Raw genomic sequence first — 14,823 nt, forward strand, 5'->3', positions numbered from 1 at the left:
GTGAAAAGCCGTGCGATCCTCGGCCGGCCGCCGGAATCTCATCCGCGCTCGCGGAGGTACGCCTCCAGCTCGGCGGCCCCGGCCGGCATCGCGCGCCCTCGGGCGGACAGCCGGCCGTGCCAGTCGCGCAGGGTGGCTTTCAGCGGCTCCGGACCGCCTGCCGCCCGCACCTGGGCGATCAGCGGGGCGATCTGCCCCAGCAGGTGGCCGCCCCGCCTGAGCTGGTGCGCCGGCCGGGCGTCCCGCACGTCGGCCTCGTCGTAGACGCGGTATCCGGTCCGCGGGTCGCGGCGCGGGCGCACCAGCCCGGCGCGCTCCCACTTGCGCAGCGTCGCGGGCCGGATGCCGAGCTCCCCTGCCGGCGGGCCGATGAACCTGCCGGCAGGCCCGGACACTGCGTTGGGCTCGGACACCGCAGTGGGCTCCAGGCCGCGGAGGGCACGCTCCACGCCGACACCTCACCGGCCCGCATGACGCGGCTGGTGGGCCTGCGGGACCAGATGATGGCCGACAACCTCCTCGCCCTCGCCGAACGGGGCCCGGCGCTGGTCCACGCCCACAACGGCCACCTTCAGCGAGAGAAGAGCACGATGCGGATGGGCGACCTGCCGCTGGAGTGGTGGATCGCCGGCGCGCTGGTGAGCACCCGGCTCGGCGAGGGGTACGCCTTCGTGGCCACGGCCCTCGGTACGATCCGGCACCAGGGAGTGGACATCCCGCCGCCGGACACCGTCGAAGGACTCCTGTACGCGCTCCCGGAGGACCGCTGCGTCATCGACGCCCCGCGGCTGGCCACCGCACCGCCCTCGGCGACACGCGGCCCGCTCCCCGTGTGTCCCCGTATTACGGCTACTCCCCGCTCGACCCGGCCCACCTGGCCGGAAACGACGGGATCGTGTTCGTCAAGGACGTCCCACAGATCTGGCGCTCCTGACTTCGGCTCGTCAGGGAGTTCTTCTCGAAATCCCTGAGCGTCACCCTGCCGAGCCAAAGCCGGTAACGACCACCCAACCCCCACCGGGCGCCAGGCCAGGGACCGACGTGGTCGAATCCGGAGTCAAGACTGGTCCGGAGTCAAGAGCGGTCCGGCAGGACACGTGGCCCGCCGGACCGTTCGAGTGGTGGTGGCTTCACGAGTTGAGGGCTTGAGGCGTCTTTCTCGGATTCTCCGCAACCATCCGCTGCTGCAAGCGACTCGTCCACCCGACCGCACAGGAGGCGGTCTCAGTGCCAGCCGGTGCAGGCCTGGCCCACGGTCTGGATGGTCACGCATGCCCGGGCCGTGAGGTTCATGTCATCGACCATCATCGTGAACGTGTCGGAGCCGGAGCTGATCGTACTGGTGTACGTCAGGCCCTGCGAGTTCTGGACCAGCGCCGAGTCCGAGGGGATGCCACTGATCAGTTGCGCCCATGCCGCCCGGCAGTCCGGGTTGTACCGCAGTCTGATCAGCCGTCCGAAGTAGGATTTGTCCTCGAGGGTGCGCACATTGCCCGAAGCGCAGCCCGTCGTGTTGGGGTTCTGGCCAGAGCACGTGGAGCCCTGGCACGTCACCGCTGCCCTGGCGGGAGTTGCAGTGGAAGCAGGCGAGTCCCAGACCGCTGTCCCGACGATCACTGAAGCAGTTGCCGCGAGTACAGCCAGGCGCCTTCTTGCGCTCATGCCTGTTCCTTCCTGAACGAGACGGCTGGGGCTGAACTCCGACCCGCCCGGATTTTGCGGTGTGCGCCCCTCCGGTCGCGAGGGGGCCTCGTCTCTCTTGTACGGGCCGTAAGGAGAACCGAGATGGCTCTGCGAAGGCTCATCATGCCGCCATGACTGCCCACCGATGAATCCCGTTATTCCCGTACAAATAAGTCGTATGACCAGCTCAGCGCTATGGCGACCGCGGCTGCACCGCCGACCCACCGGACTTGTGTGCAGAAGACGGACGCCCGGCGGGCACGCCGGTGCCCCGGTGCACCGGTGATCCGTGATCCGTCGTTCGCCCTCGTCTCGGGTCAGCGGGACCGCGCCGAGCCGTGGGTCAGGGCGGCCGCACAGTACGTGTCCGGGTTCGGGCCCCTCGGCACCGGGGACTTCGCCGAGGCCGAGCGGGCGTTCCGTACGGCTGCCGCGGCGTTCCGGGCGCTGGGCGACAGATGGGGTGCCGCGCTTGCCCTGGACGCCCTCGCAGGTCTGGCGGGCGCACGCGGCGACCGCGAGGAGGCGGTCGCGCTCACCGACCAGGCGCTCGTCCTCGCCGAGCAGTTGGGCGCCTGGAGGACTGCGCCGACCTGCTGGTCAACCGGGGCGACCATCGTGTGGACACCGACACGGCGGCGGCGCGTGCCGACTGCGCGACGGCCGCCGAGTTCGCCCGCCGCGCGGGCAGCGCCTCCGCTCTGGCGGCCGCCCGGCGCGGGCTCGGCGACATCGCTCTGCTGGAGCGGGACCAGTCCACGGCGGAGGAGCTGTACACGCAGGCCCTCGAACAGCTCGACCCGCACTGGGTGGAGGGGCTCGGCAACCGTGTCCGAACACTGGCCGGACTCGGCCGGATAGCTGAAGCCCGCGGCGACGAGGCCGGGGCCCGGGCCCGCTATCGGGAGGCCGCCGAGGCCACGGCCGCGACAGGGGCGGCGCTGCCCGACGTACTGTGCCTACTGGGTCTGCCCGAACCTCTCGTCGAGGCGGTGAGCCGACGGTGAATCGCCGGTGAGCGCTCGGGTGCAGGCTCGGCAACTCCTCGGGTATGTGAGGCAGGTGGCCCTGCGCCGTATGGGCTCCCAAGCATCTGGGGCCTGTTGAGGCACATCCGGCACGTAGACCACGCTGTGCCGCGCCAAGACCCCCACCGGCCACAGCGGAGGCCGTCGCGCTCATCTCCGAGCGGTAGGCGGAGGGGCGAACCGCTCCGAAAGGGCGGCGCAGCCCGGTCGCGGTGACGGTCGTGGCGACCCGTCAGGTGCGGCTCGGTGCCGGTTCCGGCTCCGGCTCGGAAGGGCGTGCTGACGCGCGGCGGGGGAGCAGCAGTGGGGTCGCCAGCAGGAGCACGCCGGCCAGGCCGATGGCCGTGCGCGGGCCGAGCAGGCCGCCCAGCACGCCCCAGACGGCCGTCAGGAGCGCGGTCGAGGCTTTGGTCGTCACTGCCCAGGCGGACAGGGTGCGGGCGACCCGGTCGGTCGCGGTGCGCTCGAGGCGGTAGGTGGCGTAGACGGGGTTGAAGACCCCGCAGCAGAAGATGAGCCCGAGCTCGACGCCCATCACCAGCAGCAGCCCTGCGGCGCCCGGCCCCAGGAAGGCCAGGCCGACGGGCCAGAGCGCGCGCAGCGTCCCGACCACGACCAGGACCTGGTGCTGCCCGAGACGGGTGACAAGCGGTCGGGCCAGCCGTGAACCGAGCAGCCCGCCGATCGAGGGCGCGGCGAAGGCGAGGCCGTACTGCCATGGTGTGAACCCGAGTCGAGCGAGCATCAGGACGGCCAGCAGCGGCTGGACGGCCATCACCAGGCCGTTGAACAGGGCGGTGTTGAAGAACAGCGGACGCAGCGTCGCGTCGGCGAGGATGTACCGCCAGCCGTCGAGCAGGTCCCCGGCCCGCATGCGTGCGGCCTCGCGACGCTCTGGCCGTGGCTCGTGCCCACCCGTCGCGCGGATGCCCAGGGCCGAGAGCAGGTAGCTGACCGCGTCGGCCACCACCGTCGCCACCGGACCGAGGAGCCCGATCGCCGCGCCGCCCAGCGGCGGCCCGATGATCGTGGTCGTCCAAGTCGTGGACTCGAGTCGGGCGTTGGCGACGAGCAGGTCCTCGGCCGGCAGCAGCGTCTTGAGGTACGCGCCGGAGGCGGCGCGGAAGGTGATGTCGGCCGCCGCGACGACGACCGAGACCAGCAGGAGCTGAAGGAACGTGAGCACGCCGAGCGCGAAGGCGGTGGGGATCGTCAGCAGCGCCGCGAACCGCACCAGGTCCATCGCGATCAGCACCGGCCGCTTTCGGCGGAACTCCACCCACGGGCCGAGCGGCACCGCCACGGCCGCGCCCACCGCAGTCCCCACGGAGGAGAGCGCGGCGACCTCGGCCGGTCCGGCGTGCAGTACGCGGATGGCGATCAGCGGGAACGCGCCGAAGGCGAGCCACGTGCCGAGCGCGCTGGTCCCGTACGCTCCCCAGAGCCACCCGAACCGCCGCCCCAGCCGATGACCGAGCAGATGTCCCAGCCGGTGCCCGCTCCTCATGTCCGACGCCCCCCGCCACTCGCCTGCACAACCGATTCGCGATCGGTGGCATCAAAGCGAGCGCCATACGCAGGGGTCAAACAACCGCTGGGCCGCCGGCCACAACCAGCGGTTGTGGCCGTAGGGTCACCGGCATGGACCTCGACACCGTCCGGACCTTCGTCGCCGCCGCCGACACGGGGCAGTTCCAGGAGGCCGCGGCCGAGCTGGCGGTCACCCAGCAGGCCGTCTCCAAGCGCATCGCCGCGCTGGAGCGCAGCCTCGGAGTACGGCTGTTCACCCGCACCGCGCGCGGCGCCGAGCTCACCATCGACGGGCAGGCCTTCCTGCCCCATGCGCGCGAGCTGCTGCGCGTCGCCGAGCGCGCGGTCGCGTCCGTGCACACCGGCCGCCGGCCGCTGCGTGTCGACGTGATCGCCTCGCGCGTCGCGCCGTCGGGTCTGATGCGCGGATTCCACCAAGCGCACCCCGAGATCGACCTCGACGTGGTGATGCTGTTCGACGTCGAGACGGCCGTCGCCGCCATCCGGTCCGGTGCGATCGACGCCTCCTTCCGCGCCGTCGCCATGCCCGGTCGCCCTCTTCCCGAGGACATCGAGTCCGTCCGGGTGCTCGACGAGCCGCTCCAGCTCCTCACCGGTCCCGCCCACGCGCTGGCGGGCGCCCGGTCGGTGACCCTCGCCCAGCTCGCCGGACACCGGATCTGGATGCCCGGCATCGTCCCAGGTACCGAATGGGCCGCCTACTACGACGACCTCGTCGCCGAGTTCGGCCTCTCCATCGAGGCGACCGGCCCCAACTTCGGCTCCGACGCGCTCCTCGACACCGTCGCCGACACCCCGGCCCTGGCCACCTTCATGAGCGAGCAGACCCGCCTCGTCTGGCCCGCCGACCACGGCCTGCGCCGCATCCCGGTCACCGACCCGACCCCCATCTACCCGCACTCACTGCTCTGGCACCGCGACAACCCCCACCCAGCGCTGGCCACCCTCCGCGCCCACCTCGCCGCCGCGGCGGCCGGCCACGACGCCGCCGGGACCTGGACACCGGGCTGGGTGCTTCCGCGCTGAACGCCGCCGCGTCTGCGGCATGCGGATTCGCCGCGGCGGTGGCCGTGCCCGCCGCTGCCGGGGAGCAACTGTCCCGTCAGGAAACCCCCCGCGGGACGACCCAGGTTCTCAGCGCTGCTGGACGAAGGCGCGGCCTTCGTGGCGATTGACCGAGCAGGAGCGTTTCTCCGCAGCTGTCACTTGCGGGTCCTCACCACGACGGCGTTGTTCTTGCCGTCCGTACCGTTCTCGGCGGGACCGGTGACGGTGTCCTCGAAGAACCAGTAGTAGTGGCCCCACTCAGGGCTGTCGTAGTGCGTCTGCCGGGTACCGGTGGCTTACTGCATCACCTGCGCCCTGGAGCCCGGCCGGCCGAGGCTACGGCCGCGACGAGTACCCGCGCCAGCTCTGGCGGCGCCGCATCCGGCCCGCGATCGCCGAGCGTGGCCAGTCGCACGGCTCCGCCCTGGGCGCCCATCGCCGGTCGTCGAACGCAGCGCCTCCTGGCTGCACGGCTTCCGCCGCTTGCGCAGCCGCTGGGAAAGGCGCGACGGGCGAGGCGTTCCCTGGCCTCGCCGTCTGCTTGATCACCCATCACCATGTCCAACGCCTCTGTCAGGGCCTTTCAGGCCGGCCGCCGCGCGAAGCCCGTCGGCCCGGCGAAGACGAGGGAGATCGGCGCTGGACGGCTACCGTCACCCTCGCGGCACGCCCGGAGACGACCCCGCCGCGCCGGGTGGCCCGGGCCATTGCCAGGAGACGCGGAGAGGATCCCTCCGGCGGCGGACGAGCCGATGCCGCATGCTGACCCTATGGGATTGTTCGCCGCGGATCCGGCCTGCACCTTCTGCGGCATCGTCTCCGGCCGAGTGCGCGCGAGCCGGGTGTACGAAGACGCGGAGGTCCTGGCCTTCATGGAGATCCATCCGGCCACGCCCGGTGATCTCCTCGTCATTCCCAAGGCGCATGCGGCAGGTCTGGGCCGATGGCAACCAGCAGGTGCCGATGACGGCCCAGCCCAAAGTGAAGAGGCTGCCGGGCGCCTCGCTGCGGCGGTGCGAAGTCCTGCTCGAGCAATTCGGCGGATGCTGTTGGCCCTGGCTGATGGAACGTCGCCCTGGGCCGTTCTCGCTTCCACCCGCACACCGAACCCTGGGGGCAATGATGACGGACAGTGCCGACCCCGTGGGGCTGTGGTGCTCGCAGCCACCACCAGTGCGCCCGGAGCCGTGGCCCGACGGGCAGCCACAGGCAGGCCACGTCTGCCTCGGAGGGCCGCAGTTCGTCTTGGTCCAGCCGTGTGGGTGGAGGTGACAGCGCGATGAGATCGCTGTTCGGTCGTCCGAGTCTGCGCCCTTATTCCAGCTATATGCAGCGTTCGGTGCTCAACCCTGATGGTCTGACCGCGCGCTTTTTGGGAACCAGTTCGCTGTTGCTCTCCGATGGGGACACCACACTCCTGTGTGATGGATTCGTCACCAGGCCCGGGTTGTTGCGCGTCGTGCTGGGCCGGATCGGACCTGATCGGGCGCTTGTCAGGGATGCGATCGGGCGGTTGGAGGCCCACTCACTCGCGGCGGTGTTCTGCGCGCATACTCACTACGACCACGCTCTGGACGCTCCGGTGTGGTGTCTGGAAACGGGCGCTGATCTGGTCGGTTCGGAGTCCACGGCCAACGTAGGGCGCGGTGTGGGCCTGCCCGAGTCGTCGCTGAGGGTGGTCGAGGGCGGCGACGCGCTGACCTACGGCCGGTTCGAGTTGACCTTCCTGGACTCCGTGCACAGTCCCGGCGACCACTACCCGGGAACGGTCGACCAACCACTGGTCCCGCCCGCTCCGGCGCGTGCCTGGAAGACCGGCACGGCTTTCTCCGTGCACGTTTCCCACCCGCGGGGCAGTGTGCTGGTGCACGCCAGCGCGAATCACCGGCCCGGAATGCTCGCCGGCTGCCAGGCTGACGTCGTCTACCTCGGCGTCGGGCTTCTCGGCAAGCAGTCGCCCGAGTTCGTACGCACCTACTGGGATGAGGTCGTGGGCGCGAGCGGCGCACGCCGGGTCGTCCTCGTGCACTGGGACGACTTCTTCACCGGCCTGGACCGCCCGCTGCGGCCGATGCGCTCCTTCGCCGACCGGTTCGACACGGCAATGGACCAACTGCTTCCCTTGGCCCGCCGAGACGGTGCCGAAGTAGTGCTTCCGATCGTCTGGCAGCCAACCGACCCGCTCGCTGGGCTGACCTGACCCGCGTGAACGGAGCCGGGCAAGGCACTGATCTGTGGCCATCGCTCACTACTCGCCGGCCGGACCGAGGTTGATGCCGTCGTCGAGACCGGGGACTTCCTGGGCAAGGATGGCCGCGGGTCTTCGAACGCATCGGACGCCAGGTCCAGGCGCTCGGAGTGCCCGAAGCCGCCCAGTTCACCGCAGCGTCCGCGCTGATGAACCGCATCCTCGGGGTGGCGGGCCAGAATGCCGCTTGACCGCTGACCGCGTGGCAGTGCTCGCATGCCTGGGCGACGGCCCAGGGCACGCCATGGCGGCGCGCGTTCGTCCACAGCTGCCACGCCTTGGTCACCCTGTACTCGGTCTCCGGACCGCATGCGGCGCAGCGCCTTTACGTATGTGATCCGGCCGAGTCGCACTACTACTTCGCACGTTCGGCCGCCGCCCTTCACACGCCGCGCGAGCGGGTACGGAAAGCGATCGTCTCCACCCACCAGGCGCTCGCCCTGATCCGCCTCGACGAACCACAGGCTGCATCCCGGTTCTGCATGAGTGCGTGGCGCGCGGGCGTCCTGGGCGGGGCCGGGGGCGGGCAAAGTACGGGTGAGGAGGGGGAGCGGGGGAGGAGACTGGAGGCCGGTCACGGTGAGGCGGGGATGGGTGAGTGGCAGCACAGCCGTCAGAGCGCGCGGCGCGCGGTGAGATGTGCAGGTTGCTGATCGAGGGGCTGGAGCGATCGCGGCTGAGCAAGACGGATCTTGCCGTTCAGACAGGGTTGGGGCGTACGACGGTCCATGCGGCGTTCCAGATCAGCGGAGCGCTTCCCTCGGCGCGGACGATCAGTGTGCTGGCTCGGCGGCTGCGTTTGCCGGTTGAGGAATTGTTGCGTCTGCGGCGTGTCGCTGCCGGGCAGTTGGTGTCCGGTGACGTCGGTGGTGTCCTGGGCCTGCCGATCGGTCACTGGGACCCCCATGATCTGGAGGTTCATCCTGCTCATCCGGTGGGTGTCGGCGAGCTCTGCGATCATCCGGGGCGCAGGGTGGTGCCCAGCTATGTCGAGCGTGCCCATGACCAGGTGCTCGCCGCCGCGGTGCGCGATGCCAGGGCGGGCCGCAGCCGTCTGCTGATCGTGGTGGGGGCGTCTGCGACCGGTAAGACCAGGGCGTGCTGGGAGGCGGTGCAACCACTGGCTGAGGAGGGGTGGCGGTTATGGCATCCCATCGAGCCCGCACGGGCACGGGCCCTGGCGGCCGGTTTGGAGCGGGTGCGGGCGCGCACGGTGGTGTGGCTGAACGAGGCCCAGCACTACCTCGGAGATCCGCTCAGGGGCGAGGATGTGGTGGCGGGGCTGCGCAACCTGCTGGCGAGCCCTGAGCGCGGACCCATCCTCGTCCTGGGAACGCTCTGGCCTCAGTACGCCGAGTGGTTCATGCGGTTGCCGGCCGCGTTGGTCGACGATGAAGCCGAGTACCGCAGTACCCGGCACCTGCTGGCGGGCAGGATGGTCACCATCCCGGACGCCTTCGACGAGGAGGAGCTGTACCGGGCACGGGTCATCGCCCAGGACGATTGCCTGCTCGCGGACACCCTCACCCGGGCGGGCGCGGACGGCCGGGTGACCCAGGATCTTGCCGGGGCACCGGAACTGCTGCGCCGCTATGTGCAGGCACCACCTGCTTGCAGGGCGCTGCTGGAAGCGGCGATGGACGCGCGCCGCCTGGGAGTGGGCTTGCGCCTGCCGCAGGCCTTCCTCAGCAGCGCAGCGATCGGCTATCTCAAAGATCACGAATACGAGGAGCTGGCCGAGGACTGGGAGGAAGCGGCCTACGCCGACCTGGCCAGGCCCGTGCACGGCAGGCATGCGCCGTTGCGGCCCACGCGTGTGCGCCCCGACTTCCACCCGGCCAGTGACGTAAGCCGGCCAACGCCGCCGTCGCCGCAGGCACCGGTGGTCCGGCTCGCCGACTACTTGGAGCAGTGGGGCAGCATCACCCGTCAAGGGCAGTGCCCGCCGGATTCCTTCTGGCACGCCGCCCATGCCCACCTCGCCCGTCCTGACGACCTGGGTGAGCTCGCCAGGGCGGCTCGCGCGCTGGGGCTTTCGCTGTGGGCCCACCACCTGTCCTGCCGGGCATGTGAGGCCGGCCACCCGGACGCCCTGTACGTCCTGGCACTCACGCGGCAGCACTGCGGCGATCTCGCCGGCGCGCAAGCCCTGTTCCAACAGGCTGCGGATGCCGGTGACTCCGACGCCCTGTATGAGCTGGCACTGCTGCTGGAGGCCGGGAAAGACCTGGCAGGCGCCGAAGCAGCAGCCCGTCGGGCGGTGGCGGCCGGGAGCATCGACACCCTCTTCGAACTCGCCCGGCTGCGGGAGAAGGGCGGCAACCGGCAGGGCGCGGAACTCCTGTACGCGGAAGCGGCCCACGGCGGCGACCTCACTGCGGTCAACCACCTGGCAAGACTGCGCGAACAGGCCGCAGACCGGGATGGCGCGCACGCCCTCTACCAGCAGGCGGCCGACGCCGGCGACGTCGTCGCCCTGTTCAACCTGGTGCGGATGAAGGAACAAGACGGCGATCGCACGGGCGCCGAAGCACTGGCCCTCCAGGCAGCGGCCGCCGGCCACGTCGAAGCGCTGTACGAACTGGCGTTGCTGCGTGAGGGGGCCGGAGACCGTGACAGTGCCGAAGCCTTGTACCAGCAGGCGGCCAAGGCCGGCGACATCACCGCTGCCACATGGATCGAGCGACGCCGAGCTGCAGCCGACAACGCCCCCGACCCAGGAGGCGACCTGGACGAGAATGACCCGGATCCCGACGATGCGGACGAGAGGTGACCCCCTGGGCCATCCGCGCGCCCTTGTCACCATCGCGGCCAATGATGCACGCCACGCATCACAGTGGGGCCGCCACACGGGACGCATGCCCGGGGGGAGCACTCGACGGGCGTGTTCGCTGGTGTTCGTCTTCATCCGGCCGAACCCTGGCGAACAGCCTCTGCACGACCTTGGTTCACGTCGATCCATTCGGTGACCCAAGGGAGTACTGCCGTGTCCGGCCCCATCGTCGTTGTCTACGCCGTCGCCCTTGTGGTGATCTTCGCGCTGCTCGTCGCCGTCGGCGCGGGCAAACTGGCCCGCCTGGACGGCGCGAGCTACCCGACTGCACTGATGCGGGCGGGCAACGCATTCGCTGCGGTGCTCACCTGCGCAGCCGCAGTCACCGCAGCGCTCGCCGCGCTGTTCACCTGACGCAGTGGGGCCGCGCTGGCCGCAACGGCGGCTGAGGCGTGGTCCGGCGTGCCCCGGCAGGGTGGCTTCAGCAGCCCGCGTCGTAGCCCGCACAGCGCAGACTTCCGAACCCCCCTCTGGTACAAGGGGGGCGACCTCTGCGCCTTCACGCCGGACCCCGTGCGGCGATGCCCCGTTGCGGGGGAGTAACTGCCCAGCGGTTTACTCTCCTTGAGGGGGAGTCATGCGCGAGGGCCGCTACACCGGCGGCGTCCGCCCGCCGCCGCGGTCACCGGCCAGGAGAAGGAGCTCGGCCCCCCGTCGGACGGAGGCCACTTCATCGGGTCCCGCTCCCGGGAGGCTGCGTCGCGCAGTGGTGGGCGACAGTGTCGGCGAAGGTGCGGGCCAGGGGCGGGAGGGCGTCCCAGTCGCGCACGGCCCACCCCGCAGTAAGGGCAGGGAGGGCGGGGATGGGGACGAGGCGCAGGCCAAAGTGGCCGGGGCCGCGCCAGCGGGGGAGTGTCGGAACGATGGCATGACCCAGCCCCAGTTCGGCCAGGAGGACCGCGGTGTCCCAGTCGGCGACGCTGGTGTCGAATACGGGGCGTACACCGGATTCCCCGAGCCAGGAGTCGAGTTGCGAGCGGGAGGTGGAGTTTTCGGGGAGCCCGATGAGCCGGGCGTCTTGCAGGTCTGTGGGTTCGATGAACGGTTTGTCGGCCAGCGGATCGTCGGCGGTCACAGCAAGTGCCCAGGGAAGTTCGACGACCGGGCGCTGCTCGATGCCGCGGACCGGGGGCCCGAGGGTGATCCAGGCGAGGTCGAGTCCGTCGGTGGCGAGTGCATCGAAGCAGCTGCGGCTGGAGGTCTCAGTCTGGAACTCCAGGCTGACCTGGGGGAAGCGCTGACGGAAATCGACGATGGCGGCCGACATGAAGTGCCGGACGGTGGTGGCTCCGGTGGTGATCCGCACCGCACCGCCCTCTCCTCGGGCGAGTTCGTCGAGGCGGCGCAAGGCGTGGTCGATGCTGCCGAGCCCATTGATGACCGCGGCGTGCAGGAGGTGCCCGGCCTGGGTCGGTGTGACCCCACGTGGTTGCCGCTCGAACAGACCGAGTCCCAGTTCCCGTTCGAGTCTTTTCACGTGCTGGCTGACCGCCGACTGTGTGCACCTCAGATCGCGGGCAGCGGCACTCAGTGAGCCGGCCTGGCACACGGCAGCGAAGACGCGAAGATCATCAAGAGTCACAGCCATCCAAGGTATCGCTTGGGTATGGACAAGCAAATACGAGGATTGACTTGCATTTCCGTGATGCTTGATCATCGGTGCAGGGCCCCGGGCGGCAACCCGCCCTGACTTCGCAGCGATCCGGACGCGAGGCGAAGGCACGGCGGGTGCCGACCCGCCACGCGCCGAGAGGAACCACCGCCATGTCCACCCCGCCCACCGCGACGGCTCGGGCCACCGCCCTGCTGCGCCGGCTCGGCGCCGCGAACATCGAGCACCCCGGCGGCACCCTCCTCGCCCATCTGCAACGGGTCCAGCAGCAGCTCGCCGCCTGGGGTGCCCGCCCTGCCCTGCAACTCGCGGGTCTGTGCCACGCCTGCTACGGCACCGACGGATTCGCCACCGCACTGCTCCCCCTCGACCGTCGCGGAGAACTGGCCACGGTGATCGGCGCCGAGGCCGAAGCACTGGTGTACTTCTACGCCGGTTGCGACCGGACCGCCTCCTACCCGGCGTTGGGCGATCCGCACCCAGTATTCCGCGACCGGTTCACCGGCTGCACCCTCGTCCCGGACCTCGGGCTGCGGCAAGACTTCACTGAGCTGTCCGCCGCCAACGAACTCGACATCGCTCGAGTCGACCCCGCATTCCGCGAGCGCTGGGGGCCTGATCTCCTCGACCTCTTCACCCGCCTCCGATCGCTGCTGAGCCCGCCCGCCTGGAAGGACTGCCACACAGTGCTCACCACCCCATCCTCCGCCGAGGACGACACCGCGCGCCGATACACCGTCGCGGTCCTGGGCCCCGGAGGCGTCGGCGGCCTGCTCGCCGCGCTGCTGTCCCGCGCCGGCCACCGGGTCGTCTGTCTGTCCGGCGAGACGACCGCGAAGGCACTCCGCCACAACGGCCTGCGCGTGCACAGCCGTCAATTCGGCGACTTCACCGCCGAGGTGGAGGCGGACACCGAGCTGCACGAGCCGGTCGACCTGTGCCTGGTGACCGTCAAGCACACCGCCCTGGGCGCGGCGTTGGAGCGAGTCCCGCCCGCCATGCTCGAAAACGGCCTTGTGCTGCCCCTGCTCAATGGCATTGAGCATCCTGAAGCCCTGCGCCGACGTTACGGTGTCGACCGGGTTGCGCCCGGGGTCATCCGGGTCGAGTCGACCCGCGTCTCACCGAACGTCATCGAACACGGCAGCCCCTTCACCGAGATCGATCTGGCCGGGCCGGCGCAACGGCTGGAGGACCTGGCTGTCATGTTTCAATCCGCAGGGGTGATGGCTCGGGTGGCCGAGGACGAGACCGCCGTACTCTGGGCCAAACTGACCTTCCTCGCGCCCTTCGCACTGCTCACGACGCGGTACGGGCTCACCATCGGCGGTGTCAGGACCGAGCGTCGGCAGGAACTGGTAGCGCTCGTCGAGGAAGCCGCCGCTGTCAGTCGGGCCTGCGGCGCCCCCGCCGACCCCGCGAAGGCCCTGGCGCTGTACGACGCCTTCCCAGCGGGAGCGAAGTCCTCGATGCAACGCGACGCGGAGGCGGGGCGTCAGCTGGAACTGGACGCCATCGGCGGGGCACTCCTGCGAGCCGCTCGCCGACACAACGTCGCCGTGCCCATCGTCACTCGGTTGGTGACCGAGCTGGCCATCGACTGAGGAGGACAGGAGAGCCCCCTGCCGTGCCGAAGCTCCCCGGGCGCCGGCGCCGGCGCCGACACTCGACTGAAGGCCGATGCGCCGGCCAATGGGTGCCCGACGCACGACCTCCAGCTGCCCGGCTCCTGGTGGACCGACCTCACTGGGGCGCTGGGGAAGGTTTCGGCACCTGTCACCGACCGTGTCGCCGTACGTCAGCAGTACATGGACCGGGCGATCCGCGAGTTCGTGCGGCTCGGCGCTGACGTGCTGGACCACCGCCCACGCTGACCTGCACTGGGCGAACCACACCGCGCCCCTGCGACTTCTGGACTGGGAGGGCTGGGCCCGCGCTGGCCGTCATGGCGGACGAACAGCGCTCCGCGCCCGGCTCGCTGGAGCAGGTGCCGACCGTCTGACGGCGTCGACGCACGACGACAGGGGCGCTGATGTCAGCGCCCCCGTCGGGGGGTGGAGCGCGCTTCTCCTACTGGTTGGGCTTCGCCGCGCTGATGTTCCCGAGCGCCGAGTCCGGGTCGCGTTCGATGGCGAGGTCGCCCAGGGAGACGATGCCCACCGGGTGATCATGGTCGACGACCGGAATCCGGCGCACCGAGTGCTCGCGCATCAGGTTGACCGCCTGGTCCACATCCTCGTCGGGGGTCACGGTGAAGAGGTCGCCGCTGCACGCGGAGGCGACTGTCCGATCCACCGGGTCGCCGCCCTCCGCCAGTGCGCGCACCACGAGGTCACGGTGCTGACCAGGCCACGCAGGTCGTCGCCCTCCGTCACCAGGACCGCTCCGACGTTCTGGTCGCGCCTCTTGCGAGCAACCGCCGTCACCGAGGCCTGCGGTTGCACCGTCACCAGTCGGCTGGTCATGATGTCGCGTACGTGCCGAGCCATGACGTCTCCCTTCGTCGACGTCCTGCGGTACCGTTCACCGCCCTGCGCCCGCCGGGTCCCGGCTGCGGGCCCGGCCCACCCCGCGTGTGTGTGACGCATGAGCGTTCACCGGCCCGCCTGCACGGGGGGCTCTTCGCCCAATGGTGGTTTTAGTGGTCGTAGGCGGTCAGTGCGCGCATGACTGGCTGGCCGCGCATGAACCCGGCTCCCCTCATCAGGCCGCTTGGAATCGACCATCTAGTAGGACTCCGTTAGGTCTGTCTTGATCTTGGTGTGGCTCTGCTGGGCAGGGGTCGGTGGCAGGTGGTGCAGATGCCGGTCCAGCAGTTCAG

The 14,823-nt window shown here is 70.5% G+C and carries 11 protein-coding genes and 6 pseudogenes; 11 read left to right on the forward strand and 6 right to left on the reverse strand.

From position 1 onward, the window contains the following. Window positions 1-38 precede the first annotated feature (38 nt). Window positions 39-449 (reverse strand): annotated as a pseudogene (locus tag AB0A61_RS30875) (MerR family transcriptional regulator); the annotation flags it as partial. On the opposite strand from AB0A61_RS30875, the pseudogene AB0A61_RS30880 reads away from it, so the two are divergent. Next, window positions 450-934 (forward strand): annotated as a pseudogene (locus tag AB0A61_RS30880) (erythromycin esterase family protein); the annotation flags it as partial. Between the two features lie 290 nt (window positions 935-1,224). On the opposite strand, the gene AB0A61_RS30885 reads toward AB0A61_RS30880, so the two are convergent. Beyond that, entirely contained in the window at window positions 1,225-1,662 is a 438-nt protein-coding gene (locus AB0A61_RS30885) for a DUF2690 domain-containing protein (protein ID WP_361299459.1), read from the reverse strand. A 641-nt stretch (window positions 1,663-2,303) separates the two neighbouring features. Here AB0A61_RS30885 and AB0A61_RS30890 point away from each other — a divergent pair. Beyond that, complete coding sequence (locus tag AB0A61_RS30890; protein ID WP_361299462.1) at window positions 2,304-2,690, forward strand: hypothetical protein; 387 nt, start codon at window positions 2,304-2,306, stop codon at window positions 2,688-2,690. 253 nt (window positions 2,691-2,943) lie between these two features. On the opposite strand, the gene AB0A61_RS30895 is transcribed toward AB0A61_RS30890, so the two are convergent. Then, a complete protein-coding gene (locus tag AB0A61_RS30895) occupies window positions 2,944-4,218 on the reverse strand; it encodes an MFS transporter (RefSeq protein WP_361299465.1) in 1,275 nt (424 codons plus the stop codon). Between the two features lie 134 nt (window positions 4,219-4,352). Between AB0A61_RS30895 and AB0A61_RS30900 the strand changes: the two genes are divergently transcribed. The 5 genes and pseudogenes from AB0A61_RS30900 to AB0A61_RS30920 form a co-directional block, all read left to right on the forward strand. Further along, complete coding sequence (locus tag AB0A61_RS30900; RefSeq protein ID WP_361299468.1) at window positions 4,353-5,288, forward strand: LysR family transcriptional regulator; 936 nt, start codon at window positions 4,353-4,355, stop codon at window positions 5,286-5,288. Window positions 5,289-5,634: 346 nt separating this feature from the next. Beyond that, window positions 5,635-5,816, forward strand: a pseudogene (locus AB0A61_RS30905) (IS5/IS1182 family transposase); the annotation flags it as partial. Between the two features lie 263 nt (window positions 5,817-6,079). Further along, window positions 6,080-6,592: an HIT domain-containing protein gene (locus AB0A61_RS30910; protein WP_361299471.1), complete on the forward strand. Its 513-nt coding sequence runs from the start codon at window positions 6,080-6,082 to the stop codon at window positions 6,590-6,592. Further along, window positions 6,589-7,509, forward strand: coding sequence for an MBL fold metallo-hydrolase (locus AB0A61_RS30915; protein WP_361299474.1), 921 nt, complete (start codon window positions 6,589-6,591; stop codon window positions 7,507-7,509). The genes AB0A61_RS30910 and AB0A61_RS30915 overlap by 4 nt, the downstream gene beginning before the upstream one ends. 116 nt (window positions 7,510-7,625) lie before the next feature. Further along, a pseudogene (locus AB0A61_RS30920) lies at window positions 7,626-7,745 on the forward strand (TetR/AcrR family transcriptional regulator); the annotation flags it as partial. A gap of 425 nt (window positions 7,746-8,170) precedes the next feature. Here the strand turns inward: AB0A61_RS30920 and AB0A61_RS30925 are convergent. Then, entirely contained in the window at window positions 8,171-8,518 is a 348-nt protein-coding gene (locus AB0A61_RS30925) for a hypothetical protein (RefSeq protein WP_361299477.1), read from the reverse strand. Between the two features lie 15 nt (window positions 8,519-8,533). Between AB0A61_RS30925 and AB0A61_RS30930 the strand changes: the two genes are divergently transcribed. Next, window positions 8,534-10,330 (forward strand): hypothetical protein, encoded by a 1,797-nt coding sequence (locus tag AB0A61_RS30930; RefSeq protein WP_361299479.1) that lies wholly within the window; start codon window positions 8,534-8,536, stop codon window positions 10,328-10,330. A 213-nt stretch (window positions 10,331-10,543) separates the two neighbouring features. Next, a complete protein-coding gene (locus AB0A61_RS30935) occupies window positions 10,544-10,744 on the forward strand; it encodes a hypothetical protein (RefSeq protein ID WP_361299482.1) in 201 nt (66 codons plus the stop codon). A gap of 316 nt (window positions 10,745-11,060) precedes the next feature. On the opposite strand, the gene AB0A61_RS30940 is transcribed toward AB0A61_RS30935, so the two are convergent. Next, window positions 11,061-11,972, reverse strand: a complete 912-nt coding sequence (locus tag AB0A61_RS30940; RefSeq protein ID WP_361299503.1) for a LysR family transcriptional regulator — start codon at window positions 11,970-11,972, stop codon at window positions 11,061-11,063. 182 nt (window positions 11,973-12,154) lie between these two features. Here AB0A61_RS30940 and AB0A61_RS30945 point away from each other — a divergent pair. Together AB0A61_RS30945 and AB0A61_RS30950 are read left to right on the forward strand one after the other, a co-directional pair. After that, window positions 12,155-12,694: pseudogene (locus AB0A61_RS30945) on the forward strand (DUF6817 domain-containing protein); the annotation flags it as partial. Beyond that, on the forward strand, window positions 12,689-13,606 hold the full coding sequence (locus tag AB0A61_RS30950) for a 2-dehydropantoate 2-reductase (RefSeq protein ID WP_361299506.1): 918 nt from the start codon (window positions 12,689-12,691) through the stop codon (window positions 13,604-13,606). The pseudogene AB0A61_RS30945 and the gene AB0A61_RS30950, both read left to right, overlap by 6 nt. A 466-nt stretch (window positions 13,607-14,072) precedes the next feature. Here the strand turns inward: AB0A61_RS30950 and AB0A61_RS30955 are convergent. Further along, window positions 14,073-14,491, reverse strand: a pseudogene (locus AB0A61_RS30955) (CBS domain-containing protein). Window positions 14,492-14,823: the final 332 nt, after the last annotated feature.

The organism is Streptomyces sp. NPDC046197 (assembly GCF_040646295.1).
In the GTDB taxonomy this organism is placed as follows: domain Bacteria; phylum Actinomycetota; class Actinomycetes; order Streptomycetales; family Streptomycetaceae; genus Streptomyces.